This window comes from Robiginitalea sp. SC105 (assembly GCF_014243345.1).
Taxonomy (GTDB): domain Bacteria; phylum Bacteroidota; class Bacteroidia; order Flavobacteriales; family Flavobacteriaceae; genus Robiginitalea.
Genome location: NZ_JACLZF010000002.1, coordinates 1,119,269 through 1,138,532, shown reverse-complemented (window position 1 = coordinate 1,138,532; position 19,264 = coordinate 1,119,269). Strand labels below are relative to the sequence as shown.

The 19,264-nt window shown below is 56.0% G+C and carries 15 protein-coding genes; 7 read left to right on the top strand and 8 right to left on the bottom strand.

Annotation, left to right across the window (positions count from 1 at the left end; translation table 11 throughout):
* Positions 1 to 6 precede the first annotated feature (6 nt).
* The 6 genes from ilvB to H7F20_RS14020 form a co-directional block, all read right to left on the bottom strand.
* On the bottom strand, positions 7 to 1,740 hold the full coding sequence (ilvB, locus tag H7F20_RS14045) for a biosynthetic-type acetolactate synthase large subunit (RefSeq protein ID WP_185786794.1): 1,734 nt from the start codon (positions 1,738 to 1,740) through the stop codon (positions 7 to 9).
* Positions 1,741 to 1,762: 22 nt separating this feature from the next.
* Positions 1,763 to 3,439, bottom strand: coding sequence for a dihydroxy-acid dehydratase (ilvD, locus tag H7F20_RS14040; RefSeq protein WP_185786793.1), 1,677 nt, complete (start codon positions 3,437 to 3,439; stop codon positions 1,763 to 1,765).
* 258 nt (positions 3,440 to 3,697) lie between these two features.
* Positions 3,698 to 4,543, bottom strand: a complete 846-nt coding sequence (locus H7F20_RS14035) for a biotin-dependent carboxyltransferase family protein (RefSeq protein ID WP_185786792.1) — start codon at positions 4,541 to 4,543, stop codon at positions 3,698 to 3,700.
* The gene (gene pxpB / locus H7F20_RS14030; RefSeq protein WP_185786791.1) at positions 4,530 to 5,270 is read right to left on the bottom strand and encodes a 5-oxoprolinase subunit PxpB; all 741 of its coding nucleotides are present in this window, start codon (positions 5,268 to 5,270) and stop codon (positions 4,530 to 4,532) included. Before pxpB ends, H7F20_RS14035 begins: the two co-directional genes overlap by 14 nt.
* Entirely contained in the window at positions 5,267 to 6,010 is a 744-nt protein-coding gene (gene pxpA / locus H7F20_RS14025) for a 5-oxoprolinase subunit PxpA (RefSeq protein WP_185786790.1), read from the bottom strand. Before pxpA ends, pxpB begins: the two co-directional genes overlap by 4 nt.
* Positions 6,010 to 7,203: an Nramp family divalent metal transporter gene (locus H7F20_RS14020; protein ID WP_185786789.1), complete on the bottom strand. Its 1,194-nt coding sequence runs from the start codon at positions 7,201 to 7,203 to the stop codon at positions 6,010 to 6,012. The genes pxpA and H7F20_RS14020 overlap by 1 nt, the downstream gene beginning before the upstream one ends.
* A gap of 205 nt (positions 7,204 to 7,408) precedes the next feature.
* On the opposite strand from H7F20_RS14020, the gene H7F20_RS14015 reads away from it, so the two are divergent.
* The 7 genes from H7F20_RS14015 to H7F20_RS13985 all read left to right on the top strand — a co-directional run bounded on the left by H7F20_RS14015 (position 7,409) and on the right by H7F20_RS13985 (position 16,148).
* The gene (locus tag H7F20_RS14015) at positions 7,409 to 7,852 is read left to right on the top strand and encodes a hypothetical protein (protein ID WP_185786788.1); all 444 of its coding nucleotides are present in this window, start codon (positions 7,409 to 7,411) and stop codon (positions 7,850 to 7,852) included.
* A gap of 16 nt (positions 7,853 to 7,868) precedes the next feature.
* Entirely contained in the window at positions 7,869 to 8,165 is a 297-nt protein-coding gene (locus tag H7F20_RS14010) for a hypothetical protein (protein ID WP_185786787.1), read from the top strand.
* Between the two features lie 156 nt (positions 8,166 to 8,321).
* Positions 8,322 to 9,434: a histidinol-phosphate transaminase gene (locus tag H7F20_RS14005; RefSeq protein WP_185786786.1), complete on the top strand. Its 1,113-nt coding sequence runs from the start codon at positions 8,322 to 8,324 to the stop codon at positions 9,432 to 9,434.
* Between the two features lie 533 nt (positions 9,435 to 9,967).
* The gene (locus tag H7F20_RS14000; RefSeq protein ID WP_255444101.1) at positions 9,968 to 12,013 is read left to right on the top strand and encodes an NAD(P)/FAD-dependent oxidoreductase; all 2,046 of its coding nucleotides are present in this window, start codon (positions 9,968 to 9,970) and stop codon (positions 12,011 to 12,013) included.
* A gap of 56 nt (positions 12,014 to 12,069) precedes the next feature.
* On the top strand, positions 12,070 to 13,722 hold the full coding sequence (locus H7F20_RS13995; protein ID WP_221898783.1) for an arylsulfatase: 1,653 nt from the start codon (positions 12,070 to 12,072) through the stop codon (positions 13,720 to 13,722).
* A 69-nt stretch (positions 13,723 to 13,791) separates the two neighbouring features.
* Positions 13,792 to 14,451 carry an alpha/beta hydrolase gene (locus H7F20_RS13990; protein WP_185786785.1) on the top strand — a complete coding sequence of 220 codons (660 nt, stop codon included), beginning with the start codon at positions 13,792 to 13,794 and terminating at the stop codon, positions 14,449 to 14,451.
* A 128-nt stretch (positions 14,452 to 14,579) separates the two neighbouring features.
* On the top strand, positions 14,580 to 16,148 hold the full coding sequence (locus H7F20_RS13985; protein ID WP_185786784.1) for an aryl-sulfate sulfotransferase: 1,569 nt from the start codon (positions 14,580 to 14,582) through the stop codon (positions 16,146 to 16,148).
* 98 nt (positions 16,149 to 16,246) lie between these two features.
* Here H7F20_RS13985 and H7F20_RS13980 read toward each other — a convergent pair whose 3' ends face one another.
* Positions 16,247 to 17,527, bottom strand: a complete 1,281-nt coding sequence (locus H7F20_RS13980) for a serine hydrolase (protein WP_185786783.1) — start codon at positions 17,525 to 17,527, stop codon at positions 16,247 to 16,249.
* Between the two features lie 177 nt (positions 17,528 to 17,704).
* A complete protein-coding gene (locus H7F20_RS13975) occupies positions 17,705 to 19,234 on the bottom strand; it encodes a YifB family Mg chelatase-like AAA ATPase (RefSeq protein WP_221898782.1) in 1,530 nt (509 codons plus the stop codon).
* Between the last annotated feature and the right edge of the window lie 30 nt (positions 19,235 to 19,264).

The window sequence follows — 19,264 nt, the reverse complement described above, 5'->3', positions numbered from 1 at the left end:
ATTGAATTATTTTAACCGGATATCCGATACAGATGCCCCGGAAGGGATCATCGGGAATACGTTGTCTTCTTTCTCCACTTTTACTTCCAGGAAATAGGCTTCCTCGCTGGCCATCATCTCGGCTACCGCCCCTGCCAGTTCAGCGCGGTTATCAACTCTCCGCGCCCGGATGTGGTACCCCTCTGCGATCTTTACAAAGTCCGGGTTGGTCATGATGGTGGATGCATAGCGCTTGTCGAAGAACAATTCCTGCCATTGCCGGACCATCCCCAGGAAGTCGTTGTTGAGGACGACAATTTTAACCGGGGCCTTTGTCTGGAAGATCGTGCCGAGCTCCTGAATGGTCATCTGGTAGCCGCCATCGCCTATGACGGCCACGACTTCCCGGTCCATTGCTCCCATCTTGGCCCCGATGGCTGCCGGGAGGGCAAACCCCATGGTCCCGAGCCCCCCTGAAGTTATGCTGCTCTTGCTCTGGCGGAATTTCGAATAGCGGCAAGCCACCATCTGGTGCTGGCCGACATCCGTGACGATCACCGCTTTATGCCCGGAGGCCTCATTGATCTGGGCGATGACCTCCCCCATCGTCAGGCCTTCCTTGGTCGGGTGCAGGTCATTTTTGATAACCGCCTCGTATTCCTCCCGGTCCTTGGCGCGGAATTCCGCCAGCCAGCTTTCATGGGAGTTTTCCTCGCACAGGGGCAGAAGGCGGGATAAGGTTTCCCGGGCGTCGCCCAGGAGGGCCACATCCACTTTTACGTTTTTGTCCACTTCGGCCGGGTCGATTTCCATATGGATGATTTTGGCCTGTTTAGCATAGGTATCCAGGTTCCCGGTCACCCGGTCGTCAAACCGCATGCCGATGGCCAGGAGCAGGTCGCATTCATTGGTCAGGACATTGGGCCCGTAGTTGCCGTGCATCCCAACCATCCCAACGTTCAGGGGGTGGTCGGAATCCATGGCCGAAAGGCCCAGTATCGTCCAGGCGGCCGGGATCCCTGTTTTCTCCACAAATGCCTTTAATTCCGCTTCGGCCTCGCCCAGGATAACCCCCTGCCCGAAGACGATATAGGGTTTTTTGGCCTGGTTGATCAGGTCCGCTGCCTGCTGCAGTGCCTTGGGGTCCGCCTTTGGCACGGGTATATAGCTTCGCACCCCCTTGCATGGGGTATAGGTAAAGTCAAGGCTGTCGAACTGGGCATTCTTGGTAATATCCACGAGTACCGGGCCGGGCCTGCCGCTTCTGGCGATATAAAAGGCTTTGGCAATAATTTCCGGTATCTCCGAGGCTTTGGTGACCTGGTAGTTCCACTTGGTAACAGGCGTGGAAATCCCGATGATATCCGTTTCCTGGAAGGCATCGGAACCCAGAAGGTGGCGAGGCACCTGGCCGGTAATACACACCAGGGGGGTAGAGTCAATCTGGGCATCTGCCAGGCCGGTCACCAGGTTGGTGGCTCCGGGTCCCGAAGTGGCCATGGCCACACCAACCTTCCCGCTGACGCGTGCATATCCCTGGGCCGCATGGATGGCGCCCTGCTCATGTCGGGTCAGTACGTGGTGGAGCTGGTCCTGGAATTTGTACAACTCGTCATATACCGGCATGATGGCCCCGCCAGGATATCCGTAGATCAGATTGGCTCCCTCCTCCAGGAGGCAGTGTATGATCGCTTCCGCACCGCTGATGCGAATGGCTTTTTTGCTTTCGCTTTTCTTTTGTAGTTCCTTCACTGGTTCCATACCTGCAAGGTGGTTAAATTCATCAAATTTCATCGGTAACGCAGCCCTCCGAGGCCGACGATACGGTTTTTGCATATTTATACAGGCTGCCGCGCTGTACTTTTAAATCCGGGGCCTTCCAGGCTTTGCGCCGCGATTCCAGTTCGTCATCGGTTAGGTCGACCGAGAGGGTATTGGCCTCTGCGTCGATGGTTATCACGTCCCCATCCCGAAGGAGCGCAATGGGCCCGCCCGTCTGGGCTTCCGGGGTCACATGCCCCACCACAAAACCGTGGGTCCCGCCGGAGAACCGTCCATCCGTTATCAGGGCTACGTCCTTGCCGAGCCCTGCTCCCATGATGGCACTCGTAGGCTTGAGCATTTCAGGCATCCCGGGGCCTCCCTGCGGGCCTTCGTAGCGGATGACCACCACGTCCCCCCTGGAGACCTTCCCTTCACCAATCCCCCTGTTGGCCGCAAATTCGTCTTCAAATACCTTGGCGGGGCCCTGGAATTGCAAACCTTCCTTCCCGGTGATCTTGGCGACCGAACCGGTTGGTGCGAGGTTTCCATAGAGGATCCGCAGGTGGCCTGTTTTTTTGATGGGGTCGGACATCGGACGGATCACATCCTGCCCCTCGGCCAGTGACGGCACGTCCCGGAGGTTTTCGGCAAGTGTTTTCCCTGTTACCGTGAGGCAGTCGCCGTGGAGCATGCCCGCGTCGAGCATGAACTTGAGCACGGCCGGTACGCCGCCCACGCGGTGCACATCTTCCATCAGGTATTTCCCGCTGGGCTTCAGGTCCGCCAGAAACGGGGTCTCATCGCTGATGCGCTGGAAATCGTCCAGCGTGAACGAAACGCGCGCTGCCTTGGCTATTGCCAGGAAATGGAGTACTGCGTTGGTGGACCCCCCCATGAGGACCACCAGCCGGATGGCATTTTCCAGGGATTTCTTACTGATGATGTCCAGGGGCTTGATATCTTTTTCCAGAAGGGTCCGCAGGGCCTTCCCAGCCTGCACGCAGTCCCCTTCCTTTTCCTCGCCAACTGCGGGGTTGGAAGAATTGTACGGCAGGGCCATCCCCAGGGCCTCGATGGCAGACGCCATGGTGTTGGCGGTATACATGCCGCCACATGCCCCGGCCCCCGGACAGGCGTGCTGGATTACCTGCTTGTATTCTTCCTCCTGCATGTTCCCGGCTACTTTCTGGCCCCAGGCCTCAAAGGCGGAAACGACATCGAGTTTGCGGTTGTTCAGGCACCCGGAGGCAATCGTCCCACCGTAGACCATGATGGATGGGCGGTTGAGCCGGATCATGGCCATCAGGGCCCCGGGCATATTCTTGTCGCAGCCCACGACGGTGACCAGGCCGTCGTAGTTCATGGCCTGTACCACGGTCTCCATGGAATCGGCAATGATATCCCTGGAAGGCAGCGAATACCGCATGCCGTAGGTCCCCATGGAAATCCCGTCGCTGACCCCAATGGTATTGAAGATCAGGCCCACCAGGTCCGAGCCGTTGATTCCGCGTTTGACATATTCGGCCAGGGTGTTCAGGTGCATGTTGCAGGGGTTGCCCTCATAGCCCGTACTGGCGATCCCGATCAGGGGTTTGCCCAGGTCCTCCTCCGTGAGGCCGATAGCGTAAAGCATTGCCTGCGCAGCGGGTTGGGTAGGGTCCTGGGTTACATTTTTACTGTACTTGTTCAGTTCCATAGAATTCTAAAATGGTTTCAGCAAATGGCCCGTTGCCGGATCTGCAGACTGCTTGCTACCAAATTCAAAGATATGGCTTTGCCAGAGCCTTGCGGGCCATGGCAGCTCCCAGCTACAGGCTCATTTCGGATGTAAATGTTTGAAGGCCCTGTATTTCAGTAAGTTAATTGGATAAAATTACCATATTCAAAACCGGGTTTCAGGCAGGCAAAGGATCAATTATCGCCCCGGATCCCCTCGTTTTCCGGGCTATGGGGGCTAAAAAGGCGTGCTGACAAAGCGTACGTGGTCGGCCGTATGCTTTTGGGCCAGGACGCTGACTGCCCGATCCGAAAGCTGCAGTACCCTCGGGTACCCACCGGTGGTTTGCCCGTCGCGCAGCAAGATGATAAGCCGCCCCGCAGGGGTGAGTTGCACGGTCCCCGGCAATGTGGCAGAAGTAATCATGCGGATCAGGTGTCCGGGCAGGTGTTCCTGCAACTGGCAGGCCATGCGGTCGTGTTCCTTGCCCAGGGTAAAGCGGGTGGCATAGAGCATTTCCCGCTGCTTCTGGTTCAGGAGGTCATATTCCGGACCTGGATAAGCTTCCAGTTTTTCTTCTTTCCAGAATTCGGATGGACTGAGCTTCAGCAATTTGGGCTCAAAATCGGTGGTTGGCTCATAGGGGAGCTCCATAAGCGGGATGAGTTTCCGCTGTTTGGTGACCGGGGGATAATAGGAACGGCTCCCCAAAACCTCTTCGGTGCGGAACCCTCCTTTGATGCCGAGATAGGTACGGAACCCATGCAGGGTCCGGCTGCACCGGAGCTCACTCCCGGCTGCAACCCGGTGTACCTGTTCCATAGCCAGGGCATCGCCGTTGAGGGTGACCTCCATATCGGCCCCACTCAGGGCGATATAGGTGGGTTCGGTAAAAACAAGGACTGGTCCCTGCATGGTCATTTCCAGCAAGGCGGCTCCCGGGTCATTTTCAAGGAGGGAGTTGACCCTGCCAGCGGCAATCCTGTCACATGCCCCTGCCACAGGTACGCCAAGGTGCCTGTACCCCTTGCGGCCGCTATCCTGCACCGTTGTGTAAAACCCCGGTTCCTTAACCTTTAGCATGCCCGTATTTCTTTTTAAAATCGTAAACCCCTACTTCGGCTTCTATCCGGTGCAGGTTAAATTCCGCTTCGCTCACAGCCTGGAAACGGACTTTGTCACCCAGGGAAATAAAGCAGGGCGGCTTCCGGACAGGGTCGAAAAGCGGGATCGGGCACTTCCCGATCACATTCCAGCCCCCGGGGGATTCCTGCGGGTAGATGCCTGTTTGCTGGGATGCCAGCCCTACCGACCCTTTGGCTACCTTGAGGCGCGGTGTTTCCTTCCTGGGTACTTCCAGGTTCTCAGGAACGCCACCCAGGTAGAGGAAACCGGGCAGAAACCCAATCCCATAGACCCGGTAGGAAGTCCCGCAATGCCTGCGGACCACCTCTTCGGCGGTTGTCCCGAGGCGTGCTGCAACCTCCCCAAGGTCCGGGGCAAATTCCCCTTCGTAACAAACCGGCAATTCCCATTCCTGAAAACTCAGGGTGGCGGGGCCTGGGTAGGAATCAAACCATTCCCTGAGCTGCCTTTCGAACGGTTCCATATCGATGGGCTTACCTTTATAGAGCATCAGGCTGTTGTAGATGGCGACGAGTTCCCAGGTGGTCCCTTCCAGGCAATCTCCGATCAGGTAGTCCCTGAAACCAAGGATTTCGGTGAGGATATCTTCCCGCACGGCCGCGGGCCACTCCAGCAAGACTGCCTCCGGGCCAAAGGCTTTAACTTGAAATGGAGGAACTTTCACGATAGCAGTTGGATTGATTCTTTCGGTAATTCAAGGGAAAGATACGTTAATATTTCCAATGCGCCGGGGGTATCTCCATGCACACAAATGGTCTGGGGAGAAAGGGGAATAACGGTTCCCTCCAGCGTCCGGACCGTGCCGTTTTTCACCATCCCGCGTACCTGTTCGCACACTTTTTCGGGGTCGGTCAGCAAGGCGCCAACCACCGACCTGGACACCAGGCTGCCGTCCGGGTTATAGGCCCGGTCTGCAAAGCCCTCTTCCCATACCTTAAAACCTTCTTCCACCGCCATTCGGGCTATTAGCGACCCGGCAGGGACATATATAAGCCGGTTGTGCTTGTAGGGCCGGATAATTTCCAGGAAGGCGCCCGCCAGTTCGCGGTCCCCGGCAATGTCGTTGTACAGCGCGCCGTGGGCCTTGATATGCCGCAAGGCCACACCGGCATCCCGGGCTGCCTCATCCATAAGGGTCAACTGTTCCCTAATGGTTTCGGCGAGCGCAGCCCGGGAAAGCGTCAGGCTCTTCCGGCCAAAATGCGCCCGGTCCGGATAGGATGGGTGTGCTCCTGCCCTGATGCCGAACTGCCCGGCAAGGGCAGCAATTTCCCTCATGGTGTCCGGGTCGCCGGCATGCCCGCCACAGGCAATATTGCAGGAACTGATAAGTGGAAACAGGGAGGATTCGTTGCCAACCCCTTCGCCCACGTCGCAATTCAAATCAATGTTATAGGTCTTCATCACAGGGACTGGATTATACTGAAAAGGGTTTTACCGGCGAGCAAGGTGACAATCCCGATTACGATGAAGGCCAGCAGGTCCCGGGCGGCTGAATTCCTTTCCTCCCCCATCAGCTTCCTGCTCCGGATCATCCACCACAGAAATACGGCTACTACAGGAAGGACGATGGCATTGGCAATCTGTGCCACATAGATCACCTCAAGCGGCCGGAAATCCAGTGAAAGGGAAAGCACTCCGCACAGGAGGACCAGGATCCAGGTGCCCCGGAACCTCCAATCACCCCTGTCGGGTGGCCAGTCAAATGTCTGTCGGGCTACATAGGCTGCGGCCAGGGGGGCTGTGATCGCCGAGCTCAGCCCGGCGGCAAACAGGCCGATGCCCATGCAATAACGGGCAGCCTTCCCGTAGACCGGTTCGAGGGCCTCGGTCAGGTCGAGAACCCCAGACAGGGAGGTCATCCCGGACCCGGCTGCCGTGACCAGGATGGCCATGGATACTATTCCTCCAATGGCCACCGACCAGAAAATATCCCGCCGCATGCCCCCAAGTGCGTCGGAATCTTTCCATTTTTCCGTAACCAGGGCCGTATACAGGAACAGGTTGTAGGGCACTACGGTGGTGCCGATAAGTGCCAAAACCGTAAAAAGGGAATCCCCTGCTATCTCCGGCGTGAAAAGCCCGCGCAACAGAGCCCCGGGATCGGGGCGCACCACCACAGCCGTGATCAGGAAGGACAGGCTCATCAGCAATACCAGCACAGTAAATACTTTTTCCAGGGCCCGGTAGGAACCCATCCAAAGCAACAGGAAGGCCAGTGCCCCGCAAATCCACGGGTAAAATCCGCCCAGGGAATTACCAGCCAGTGCCTCCAGCCCCAGGACCCCGCCGGCGATGTTACCGGCCTCATAGGCTGCATTGCCGGCTACAATTGCGATGAGGATCATCCCGACCATGGAAACCCGGAGCCAGGGGATGGGGATTCTCTGGCGGATCAGGGTTGGCAGGCCCCGGCGGGTAACGAGGCCCAGGCGCCCGGCCATCTCCTGCAGGACGATGGTTGCCACAACGGATAATAGCAGTGCCCAAAGGAGCGCATACCCCATTTCCACCCCGGCCCGCAGGCAGGTGGTCACTGTGCCCGGCCCAATGAAGGCAGCAGCAATCAGCATCCCGGGGCCGGTTTTCCTGAACATACTCTGGGTTTAGCAGAAGGTAAATATAAGGGATTCAGAAGAAGTCCCGGGTTGTAAATCCGGGACATTCCCGGGCGCGAAGTCGTGCATTTCATCGGAAAACCTGCCGTTCGTCTAAAAGTGGGGTGTCATACGTCGAATCGATATACTAAATGGATAGGCAGCCGGTTATAATAATCCCGAATCTAATAAATCTGACCTGCGCATGACCTGCCTGGATTGCCAAAAAGAACTCAGCTACCTGGATCACCGTGAATCCCTGGAAAGACTCAACCTGGAATTGTGCCCGGCACACCGTGCACGGATGGAAAAACTGATGCGGACCCACAAGACCCCCATCGAAGCCATCCAGCTCTATTACGGCCTTAAAAAGTCCGGCACCCGTGCCATGCTGGCGTGGTGGGACGGCAAAAAGACCGTGGACCTGGCCGTTTCGAGGGTGAAACTGAACATTGAGATCGACAGGGGCCATGGGGCCATGACCCATGACCAGGCGATGAACGACCTGGAAGAAACCATGCATTCCTTCAAAAACGGATTTACACATATCCGCATCCCGGATTTTCTGGTACAGAAATATTATCGGGAAACCCTGTCGAATATCGAGGGCATAATCGAAGGACTGAAAAACAACATCAAAGTTGTGTAACCAAAAAACGCTGCCTATGGATGCCGAAATCAAATTTACCGAACGCTCGTACCGCATGAGCAAGCTGATCCTGATCCTGCTCACCTTTGCGGCAGTTGCCATCATGATCAACAGCCATCCCGCCGTATCCCGCTACCTGTTCGGACTGCCCATTGTGCTGTCCGGAATTCTCGGGGTAATGGGGACCTTCTATATCGTCAAAGGGATGCATGAACCATTGACCGAAAAAAAAGTGATAGCCATTACGGTCAACCTGGCCATGGTGGTCCTGATGGCAGCCATCCTTTTCAGCAATACGATTTTCCGGCTATGATCCCATGCTGCATCCTGGTATTGGGTGTTTAAGTACCAAGCCTTTGCAATACCCTTCAACTCCCGGCCCGTATCCAGAATCCGATACGGGCCGGGATTTTTTTTTCTCCCCGGGTCCCAATAATTTGTATCTTAAACACACACCAAACAACGTATTATGAACACTACCGACAGAAGAAACTGGCTTAAGACCGTAGCCCTTGGCGGGGGCTTCGCATTACTTGGAGGTACGCCGGAACTGGCAAAGGCAGCCTACCGGGCGCCGAAACCCATGGCGGGCCCCATACGGCTGAGCTCGAACGAGAATCCATTTGGCCCTTCCCAGGCGGTACGGGATGCCCTGAATGATCGGATGGACCTCGGGTGCCGGTATCCGTTTCAGTATATGCCTTCACTCGTAAAGGCGATCGCCGCGAAGGAAGAAGTCCCCGAATCCTGTATCGTCATGACAGGCGGGTCTACCGAAGGGCTTCACGCTACCGGCCTGGTCTACGGCCTGAACAATGGCGAAATCATTGCGGCAGACCCGACCTTCCAGGCGCTGCTCCGCTATGCCGAGCAATTCGGTGCCTATGTACACCGAGTGCCCCTGGATGAAAACCTGGTCCACGACCTGGAGGCCATGGAAAGGCGGATCACTTCGAAAACCCGGCTGATCTTCCTCTGCAATCCGAACAACCCTTCCGGTACCATTCTGGACGCAGATTCCCTAAGGGATTTTTGTATGTCGGTAGATGGGAAAGCGGTCGTCTTCAGCGATGAGGCCTACTTTGACTATATCACCGAACCGGATTATCCCTCCATGGTTGGCCTGGTGCGGGAAGGCAGGAACCTGATTGTCTCCCGGACCTTCTCCAAGGTCTACGGCCTCGCCGGGTTCCGCATTGGTTACCTGGTTGCCCGCCCCGATATTGCCTCGAGGCTCCGGGAGGCGCTGATGGCAAATACGGGAACACCGGCCATCATCGCTGCCGAAGCTGCCCTTGCAGACAGCGATTTCTACAAGAAAAGCCTTCAACAAAACGAATTGGCCAAGGATCGTATCTACGCCACACTTACGGACCTGGGGCTTCCCTTTATCCGGTCCCACACAAATTTCGTGTTTTTCAAAAGCGGCATGGACATCCGCACGCTCCAGTCCCGCATGGAATCCGAGGGGGTACAGATTGGCCGACCCTTCCCCCCACTCTACCAATGGGCAAGGATCAGTACGGGTCGCATGGAGGAAGTTGCTGCTTTCAACCAGGCCCTCAAAAAAGTAATAGTCTGATTAACAAATAATAAGGATATTTACCCTCATATTCCGGTTACCGTTTGTCGAAAAATGTAGGAATTTTCTGCTTTTTAAATTATTTTGGTTTCATGGAATACCTGTGAGAAACACATAGGTGGTTTTCCCCGAAACAACCCGTTCCCGATTAGCAACAGCCATCAGTAACCGGTCCCCGGGCCATTGCGGACCTTCGTATCCAAAGGCCGGGCATCTGTGCCGATGGCTGATTGTTTTCTACCCGTTCTTTTTCTTTTACTGCCTGTTCCCTTTAATACGGAATGCGGGCACCGGTGCCACACCCCCGGGATTTGGTTACCATCTACGGGCACCTTATAGAATTCGACAAATAATTGCCGGGGGTAGTTACTAATCTGTTTGTAAGCCTAATCGCTCAAAATTTGTTCGATCAAATATCCTATATTTAGGCATCCCCCCTTAGCTGGCTACTGCTTTAACGGTATTCGGATAAAACAGTTGATTCAATATTGCCCAACCAGCGGGTCCTTTTATTGCCTATGAATACACTCCCATTGCACACGCAATTCCTGGAAGCTCATTTCGGGCCGGTTACCCTGGACATCCTCCGTCAGGAACTCCCCTACCGCATGGTTTTACTCAAAGACCGCTCCGGTACAACCCGTACCCTGGCCGTGTCCCGGTTTTCCGGAAAGGTGCCTGCAGGTCTGAAAACCGTCCACCAGAAGATTCTCTCCGGGGCCCCACTCGGCAAAACCCTGCTGGAAAGCGGAGTCAACTTTGAAAAAAGACTGCTGGGAAGCTACGATATACGTCCGACCGAAATTCTCCAGTTGGAATCCGACAACAAGCCGCCAGCAGCCAAGGCCGTCTATTCGGGAATCTACATCGGGGATGGGCCTTCCGGCGAAAAGAAGCTCTATGTAAAAATACTGGAGGTGGTATCGGAGGACGTCCGCCGCCTGATGGACCCGCTTCCCGACACCTCCGGCAAGACCGACCCCGACCTGATCGAGACCCTGGAAGCTGCTTCACTCGAATTAGCGGATGGGAATAGCGGGATGCACCAGTGCCTGGTTATCGGGGCAGGGCCCGGGGGAATCGTTGCAACCAAGGAACTGCTGGAAAAAGGATTTGAAGACACGGTATGCCTGGAGCAGGCCAGCGGTCTGGGCGGCGTTTTCTCCAGGTCCTACGAAAACCTTACCCTGACCTCCTCGGTAACCTTCAGCATGTTCTCGGATTACTGGGTTGGGGAAGGCAAAAACCACCACTTCTGGACAAAACAGGAAGCCGTACAGTACTGGACCGACTACGCAAACCACTACGGCGTAACAGGGAGGATCCAATTCAATTCCCGGGTTGCCGCCGTGACACAGGACGCCGATGAAAACTGGTCCATTGCATTGGAAAATGGCAGCACCTATCGTTGCAAGCACCTGGTAATGGCCATCGGCAACAACAACGTCCCGAGGTTCCCGGAATGGAAAAACCAGCTCTCCCAGATACCGTATTCGCATTCGAAGGATTACATCAATGCCGAGCCCTTCAGGGGAAAAAATGTGCTCTTGGTCGGGGGGGGCGAATCCGGATCGGATGTGGCCTACGAAATATCCCAGGTCGCAAACAAGAGCTGGGTGAGCCTGCGGGAGACCACCGGGTGGATCGTCCCGAGAAAAAGGGGCGGGCACGCTGCAGATGTCTCCACCCATAGGGGGATCTGGGACCTTCCCAGGGAATACGGACGCAAACTGAGCCCATTTGTCCTCAAGCTGGAACGGGCCCGGCAGGACCCCGTATTTGATGCCCTCGCCGATTTGAATGAAAAGGTGAAATCCCGGAATGGCATATGGGGGATTTTCGGGACCAAAACCCTGGCCCTTCCCAAGGCGATTGCACACCATGGATGCCGGGTTGTGGGCGAAATCACCGAGGTTGCGGATGGCGGTCGCAGCCTTGGCACTGCCTGTGGGGAAAAACTGGAAGATGTGGAGGCCGTGGTTTTCAGCACCGGCTATTTAAACCGGGCCGAATTCATGCCTGAAGGCCTTCAGGCATGCGATCCGCGCAAAATGTACAAACATGTTTTCCACCCGGACCTGGGGGCCAAGCTCGCCTGGATTGGCTGGGCCCGTCCCGGCTTTGGCAGCCAGTTCCCCATCATGGAGATGCAGGCCCGGTTTTGCGCCCTGGTTTTTGCAGGCGAAAAGGACCTGCCCCGACGGGAAGCGATGATCGAAGCAGCCCTGCAGGACGAGAAGATCTATATGGAGCAATTCGAGGAAAACGCCAGCCGGATCCGGAGCCTGGTCGATTACCACCGGTATATGAATGACATGGCACGGATTATCGGATGCTATCCGCCCATTGCCAAATATTTCTTCCTGCGTCCCAGGATTTGGCTGCACCTGATGTACGGCCCCACCCAGGCCACGCAATTCCGGCTCAGGGGCCCGGGGAAAAAGGCCGGGCTGGCACGTGATATCATGAAAAAACTACCGATCAGCACATACAACCACATCGTGAAAGCAGGACTGCGGGGCCGCGTGTATTATGGCCTCAGGGCGCTGATGCCCCGATTTGCCCGGGCCAGTGCCTGACCGGATTATATTAAATCCCGTTTCCTATGAAGACCGGCCGTCAAATCTGGATAAAGTTGAAGAAAGATGCCGGTATTCCCTTGCCCTCAGGTTATTGGGGTTGGCAAATGCTTCCGGTGCTTTTCAGCTTTGCGGTGTCCTGCCAGAACGCTCCCGAAAGACAGGTTCCGGATACCCGACCCAATATCCTCCTGCTGGTTGCCGACGACCTGGGATATTCCGATTTAGGCAGTTTTGGCGGGGAGATTCCCACTCCGAACCTGGACCGCCTGGCAGCCTCCGGTGTCCGCTTCAGCCGGTTCCATACCGCCCCGATGTGTGCCCCGACCCGCGCCATGCTCCTTAGTGGGAACGACAACCACATTGCGGGGGTCGGGCGGCAGGCAGCACAATTCGATGTTTTCGGCTATGAGGGATATCTAACCGACAGGGTGGCGACGGTCCCGGAACTCCTCCGGGAAAGTGGGTATGCCACGATGATGGCCGGGAAATGGCACCTTGGCGGGTTCCCGGAAGCCAACCCCCGGGCCAAGGGTTTTGATCGGTCCTTTGTCCTGCTAGAAGGGGTCGGGAACCATTTCAACAACGCGGGAATATTCGGGGATGGGTCGGAATCCCACTATACCGAAAATGGCCGTACCGCCCAGTGGCCGGCCGGGCAGTACTCCACGGATTTCTACACCGAGAAGCTACTGGGGTACCTGGAGGAAAATCATGGAACGGGTAAGCCGTTCTTTGCCTATGCAGCTTTTACCGCCCCCCACTGGCCCTTGCAGGTGGCCTCGGCACATTGGAAAAAATTTGAGCCTGACTACCGGGACGGGTATGAGGCCCTGAGAAAAAGAAGGCTCGCGGGCCTTAAAAGGGAAGGACTGATTGCCGCCGATAGTTCCCTTCCGTTGTTTCACCCGGATATTCCCGCATGGGATTCCCTCACAGCCGAAGAGAAAGAACGGGAAACCCGGAAAATGGCCATTTACGCCGGGATGGTGGAAAACCTGGACCTGAATATCGGGCGTATCCTGGAATACCTGGAATCCACAGGTGAATTTGAAAATACGCTGATCCTGTTCCTGTCCGATAACGGGGCAGCGGGAGAAGATTATTTCAGTAACCCGGAAATCAGACCCTACATCAATTCCTACTATTCCGACGATACGGACCGCATGGGGGAGCCCGACTCATTTATCTCCTATGGCCCGCCCTGGGCTGAGGCGGCAACAGGGCCCTTCAGATATTTCAAGGGGTATACCACCCGCGGAGGGATATTGGCCCCCCTGATTGTTTCGGGGCCCGGAGTCACCTCCCTGAATGCCATTGCGCCTGCTATCACCACGGTGATGGACATTGCCCCAACCCTCTTTTCAGCGGGCGGAATATCCTACCCGAAAAAGTGGAAGGGCAGCGAGGTATATCCGCTCCGCGGTGCCTCCCTGTGGCCGGTATTAACGGATGCTGCAGAAAGCCCGCATCCGGATGACTATGTCTTTGCCATGGAACATGCCCAATACGGCATGGTACAGAAAGGCAGGTGGAAAATTGCCAATACCCAGCGTCCATTGAACCGCTCCCGTTTTGAGCTCTATGACCTGGGTACGGACCCTGGGGAACAACACGATCTGAAAGATGAAGCCCCGGAGATATTTTCTGAAATGATGGATGCCTGGGAGGACTATGCCCGGGAAGTCAGGCTGCAACTGCCTGAATAAACCGATTGGAATGACTTTCCGGGCTTCCCCCCGAACCGGGAACCGGATATAACCTTTTAACCGCTTGCCATGTCAGGAACTAATAGTGAACCGATGATTCTCTGGGCGATACTTGTTCTGGGCGTTTTCACCCAGGCTGCGGGCCAGACGCCCGAAAATGAGAGGCACGTATTTTACCTCCACGGGATGATCGTCGAACTACAGGGGAAGAACGCTGTCAGTGAAACATTCGGAGCCTATAAATACGAAGATATCGTGGATTCCCTGGAAGCCTACGGGTATGTCGTCCACAGTGAGGTGCGACCCCGGAATACGGATTACCAGGAGTACGCCCGGCGCATATCGGCAGAAATTGACCAACTTATCTCCCGTAAGGTAGCCCCTTCGGATATCACCGTTATCGGGGCATCCGCAGGTGCACATATTGCGATGGCCGTATCCAGCCTGAATGGCCACCCGGTAAATTATGTACTTCTGGGCGCCAACAGCGATCGCCTGGAAGCCGAAAGGGACTGGAAACTGCACGGACGTATCCTCGGTATCTATGAAGCGTCGGACCGCATTGCCGGGAAGGATTATACCTACTGGATGGAGCAATCCCCGGACGCGCTGGTCTTTGACCAGTTAAAAATCAACACCGGGCTGGGGCATGGCTTTTTGTACCGCCCCATCCCGGACTGGCTGGCGCCGGCCAGGCGCTGGATTTCCGGGAATGTCCCGGACGACTGAGCTATTTGTGCAATTTGGCCGCTACCTTTTGACCGGGATTCCGGCTTACTGCTTTCTATAACAGGTCCATCTTTCTATTGTAACACCATCCAATTCATTCATAACCACCAACCTCAATACGCAAACACATGAAAAAATCAATTTATTTTTTACTGGCAGCCATCCTGACCGGAATGCTGTCCCAATGCAGCGCTGAGCCGGAGGCAGCCAAGGAACCGGAGGACCGCAACCAGTTCGGGCACTTCATCCCCCGCGGGTTAACCAAGACATCGGAAGGATTAACCCCGGGCTATGCGATGTTCTCCGTTCCGGCATCCGGCTCCACCTACCTGGTCGATCGGGAGGGACAGGTTGTCCACGAATGGAAAGGCACCTATTCTGCCTTCAACCCCTACCTGATGGAAGACGGGTCTATAGTGGTCGGTGAAAACGACCCGGATTACCCGGTTTTTGGTTTTGGAGGGCCCTACGGCAGGATCGAGAAGATCAGCTGGGACGGCAAGGTCCTCTGGAGTTATGAGCTCGCCAATGAAAACCAGATCCTCCACCACGATTTTGCCGTCAAGCCGAATGGAAACATCCTGGCGATCGTGTATGATGCTATCTCGTATGAGAAAGCCATGGAACTTGGCCGGGCCCCGTACCTGACCCCGCTTTCAGGGCCCTGGCTGGAGCGGATCGTGGAACTGGAACCCGAAGGGGAACGCGGTGCCAAGGTAGTTTGGGAGTGGAAGCTCGAGGATCACCTGATTCAGGACCGGGACGAAAGCCTGGCCAATTACGGGGATCCCGCCCTGCACCCGGAACGCATAGACTTCAACCTGGGGGATTCCATCCCGGAAGCCCTGAGCCAGGATAGCCTGGATATTCTCCGGGCCGCAGGTCAGGGTGGCAGAAACCTGACGCGATTCAACCGGGGCTCTGATTTGTTCCATTTCAATGCGATCAATTACAATCCGGCACTCGAACAAATTGCCATCAGCTCCCCGGAACTCTCTGAAATCATCATCCTGGACCAGAGTACCACCACCGACGAAGCAGCAACCCGGGAAGGCGGTAAAAGCGGCCGTGGGGGCGATATCCTGTATCGCTGGGGGAACCGGGAAAATTACCGCAAAGGCGACAGTACGGACCGCAAGCTTTATTACCAGCACGACGTCCGATGGATCGAACCGGGGAAGCCGGGTGCAGGCCACCTGACCATATTCAACAACAATATCCCAAACGGCCCGGACAGCATGGCCTATACCGCCGTTTATGAGATTGCCCCTCCCATCCTGCCCGACGGGACTTATCAGATGGAGGAAGCCGGTTATTTCGGCCCCGAAGAGCCATCCTGGCAATATATCGCCCCTGACACCGTGTCCTTTTATGCCAGCTTTATTTCCGGGGCCCACCGGATGGAAAACGGAAATACATTTATCAATGCGGGCCCAGCGGGGAGGTATTTCGAAGTGACCCCGGAGGGTGACATTGTCTGGGAATACTGGAACCCGTATCGGGGGGAAATCCGGGAACCCAACGGCGACCCGATGGACCCCATGCCCATGGTCTACTCCACCTTCCGTTCGACTTTTGTCCCGGCAGACCACCCGGCATTTTCGGGTAAAGAACTCGTCCCCCTGGATCCTCAGCCGGAGCCTTACATCATGCAGCCACCCCCTGAAAAGGAGGCGGAAACGGATAGCGTGAACTGATCCTAAGGATGACCCGTCCTGACAATCCCCGCTCCCATGCGGGGAGTCAGGACGCGCATTCCATTAGCCCCGTTGTTTTATCGGCGGAACCGAATCCATCAATAATTCAGGGCCAGGTTTGTCTCGGTTTTGCGCAATACGGCCTGGACAATTTCATACAGGTCGGGGATCACCGTCCGGGAGAGCCTGGAGTTGTTGTTGAGAAGGACGCATATCCCGATATCCGCATCGGGGAAAAGGGCAATTTCATTGCGGTAGCTGTTGACGCTTCCGCCGTGGTGCCAGATTTTTTGCTCACGATCCGTGTCCGTGGCTTTGAAGGTATGGATCCGCCATCCGAACCCGTAGTGGGAAGCGATATGCCCCGGCCAGCGCTGGTAGTATTTGCTGCGCCCCGGTATTTCGACGACCGGTTCGAATACCTGCCGGATGGCAGCCTGGTCCATGACTTCCGGACGATGGCCCAGTACCATCCGCATCCAGCTGGCCATGTCCAGGGCGCTGGCATTGATGCCCCCGGCGGCGATGGCGTTGTAGTATTTATCGGAAAGTTTTCCCGGCCTCCAGCCATTGCGCCTTTTGTAATGGGGGTAGGCCACATTCACGGCCCGTTGCACCGACTCGTGGTCCATGGAAGTGGCACACATGCCCAGGGGCTTGAAAAACCGCTCGGCAAGCAATTCATCGATGCCTTTCCCGGTGGCACTGAACATCATTTCCCCTGACAGTGCAAAAAGGGCATTCTGGTAGCTGTAGACCTCCCCAGGAGCGCTGATAGGGGAAACTTCTCCAAAGCGCCCGGCAATGTCCCTGAGGGACAACCCCGCTTCGACCAGGTTGGTATAGCTGTGGTAAGGGGCTCCCGCTGTATGCGACAACAGGTGGGAAAGCTTGATCTGGCGGGTATGCTTTGGATCGCCGAACCGGAATTCGGGGACATATTCACTGACCCCGTCTTCCCAGGATAGCGCGCCTTCACTGACCAGGTCAGCGGCCAGGATGCCTGCAAATCCCTTTGAAAGGGACCCCAGCCTGAACAGCGTACGCCCGTCCACATCCCCGTGCTCACCGCTTTTCCTTTTGCCATACCCTTCTGAAAGGAGGATAGAATCACCCTTGACGATGCTTACCCCGGCACCCACGATATCGCCGGAAGCGAGGGCCTTGTCAAAATAGGCATTCAGGGCAACCTGCAATTGTCTTTGCTGCTCCCGATACAGCGCCAGCTCCCCGGGATTATCAGGGGCTATGGGGGGCCTGCCACCCTTCTGCGCGTCCTGGGAATCCGAAGCGTCTGCAGGTTCTCCGGAACTTGAGGCAACCCCTATTAAGGCCGCTAAAACTAAGACAGGGACTGCGATTTTTTGTATGTGGGTCATGGAAAACCGGAAGATTTGGTCTGGTATTTGGCCTGAATATACTAATTGGTTGTATAAATAACCCGGGGAAGTGCCATTTATTATATTTTGAACGCATGGATTTTATAAGGAATACAGGGATAGCAACCTTCCAGTGGAATTAAAAAATCAGTACATAAGGCTGCGCAATCAACTTTATTATTCCATCCACCCTTCCCGGTCCAGGCTCCGGTACTGTATGGCTTCAGCGATATGGGCCGAACGGATATGCTCGTTGCCCGAAAGGTCCGCGATCGTCCGGGCCACTTTCAGGATGCGGTCATAGGCCCGTGCCGATAATTTCATCCTGTCTACGGCTTGTTTGAGCAGGGTCAACGCCGTTTTATCAACCGGGCAGTATGCCCGGATTTCCTTTGTGCCCATTTGGGCATTATAATGCAGTTTTCCTGCGCTTCTGAATCTGCGGTCCTGTTTTTCCCTGGCTGCCATCACCCGTTTCCGTATTGCCTGACTCCCCTCCCCTTTTCGCCTGTCGGATAATTTATCAAATGGCACGGGACGTACTTCCAGGTGCATATCGATGCGATCCAGCAGCGGGCCTGAAATACGGCCCATATACCGGTGGACCTCGGCCAGGGTACTTCCTCCGGCGCCTGGTTCGCCCGTAAAGAACCCGGACGGACTCGGGTTCATGCTGGCCACCAACATAAAACTGCAGGGATAGGTGAAGGTGAACCGGGACCTTGTCAGGGTAATTTCCCGGTCTTCCAGGGGTTGCCTTAAAACCTCCAGCACATGGCGTTTGAATTCGGGCAGTTCATCCAGGAAAAGAACCCCGTTGTGGGCCAGTGAAATTTCACCCGGCTGGGGGTAGGCACCTCCGCCGACAAGTGCCGCATTTGAGATGGTATGATGGGGGCTCCGGAAAGGTCGGATACCCATCAGGCCCCGGCCCGCAGCCATACCGGCTACGCTGTAGATCCGGGTGGTTTCCAATGCCTCCTCCCGGGCCATGGGCGGCAGGATCCCTGCCAGCCTTTTGGCCAACATGGTTTTCCCCGAGCCCGGTGGCCCGATCAGCAGCACATTGTGCCCCCCGGCAGCGGCAATCTCCAGACAGCGCTTCGCGGTTTCCTGACCACGAACTTCTTCGAAATCAGCTACATCACCAACAGCATATCCATTTGTCCAATCCCCGGGTTCCGAAAATAGCCGCAGCGGTTCGCTGCCATTTAAATGCCCAATTACCTCAGACAGGGTGGAGGCACCAAACACCCTGACCCCAGTCACCACGGCTGCTTCAGGGGCATTTATTGCGGGCAGTATGAACCCGTCAAAACCCGCATCCCGGGCCTGCAGCGCCATGGACAGGGCGCCTTTCAGGGGTTGCAGCGCGCCATCCAGGGAGAGTTCCCCCATCAGGAGGTACCGGTCCGGATCCCGTTTTTCCATCTGCCCGGAAGCTGAAAGAATACCGATTGCCAGTGGCAGGTCATATGCGGCCCCTTCCTTGCGCAGGCCGGCCGGGGACATGTTGATGGTGATTTTTTTACCAGGGATCCTGTATCCGATATGCCGCAGGGCAGCGGCTATCCGGTAGTTGCTTTCCCGTATTGCGCTGTCGGGCAGTCCCACAAGGTGGTACCCCACCCCGGCATCCACATGCACCTCGATGGTGACGGTAATTGCCTCAATCCCCAGCACGGCACATGCGTAAACCTTTGTCAAAACTGGTTTTGGGCCGAAGATAGGTGCCGC

Coding starts and splice junctions, on each gene's coding strand:
- H7F20_RS14015 (WP_185786788.1), top strand. CDS start 7,409: ATGACCTGCCTGGATTGCCAAAAAGAACTCAGCTACCTGGATCACCGT.
- ilvD (WP_185786793.1), bottom strand. CDS start 3,439: ATGGAACTGAACAAGTACAGTAAAAATGTAACCCAGGACCCTACCCAA.
- H7F20_RS14010 (WP_185786787.1), top strand. CDS start 7,869: ATGGATGCCGAAATCAAATTTACCGAACGCTCGTACCGCATGAGCAAG.
- H7F20_RS14005 (WP_185786786.1), top strand. CDS start 8,322: ATGAACACTACCGACAGAAGAAACTGGCTTAAGACCGTAGCCCTTGGC.
- H7F20_RS13980 (WP_185786783.1), bottom strand. CDS start 17,527: ATGACCCACATACAAAAAATCGCAGTCCCTGTCTTAGTTTTAGCGGCC.
- H7F20_RS14020 (WP_185786789.1), bottom strand. CDS start 7,203: ATGTTCAGGAAAACCGGCCCCGGGATGCTGATTGCTGCTGCCTTCATT.
- H7F20_RS14035 (WP_185786792.1), bottom strand. CDS start 4,543: ATGCTAAAGGTTAAGGAACCGGGGTTTTACACAACGGTGCAGGATAGC.
- H7F20_RS13985 (WP_185786784.1), top strand. CDS start 14,580: ATGAAAAAATCAATTTATTTTTTACTGGCAGCCATCCTGACCGGAATG.
- H7F20_RS13990 (WP_185786785.1), top strand. CDS start 13,792: ATGTCAGGAACTAATAGTGAACCGATGATTCTCTGGGCGATACTTGTT.
- ilvB (WP_185786794.1), bottom strand. CDS start 1,740: ATGGAACCAGTGAAGGAACTACAAAAGAAAAGCGAAAGCAAAAAAGCC.
- pxpA (WP_185786790.1), bottom strand. CDS start 6,010: ATGAAGACCTATAACATTGATTTGAATTGCGACGTGGGCGAAGGGGTT.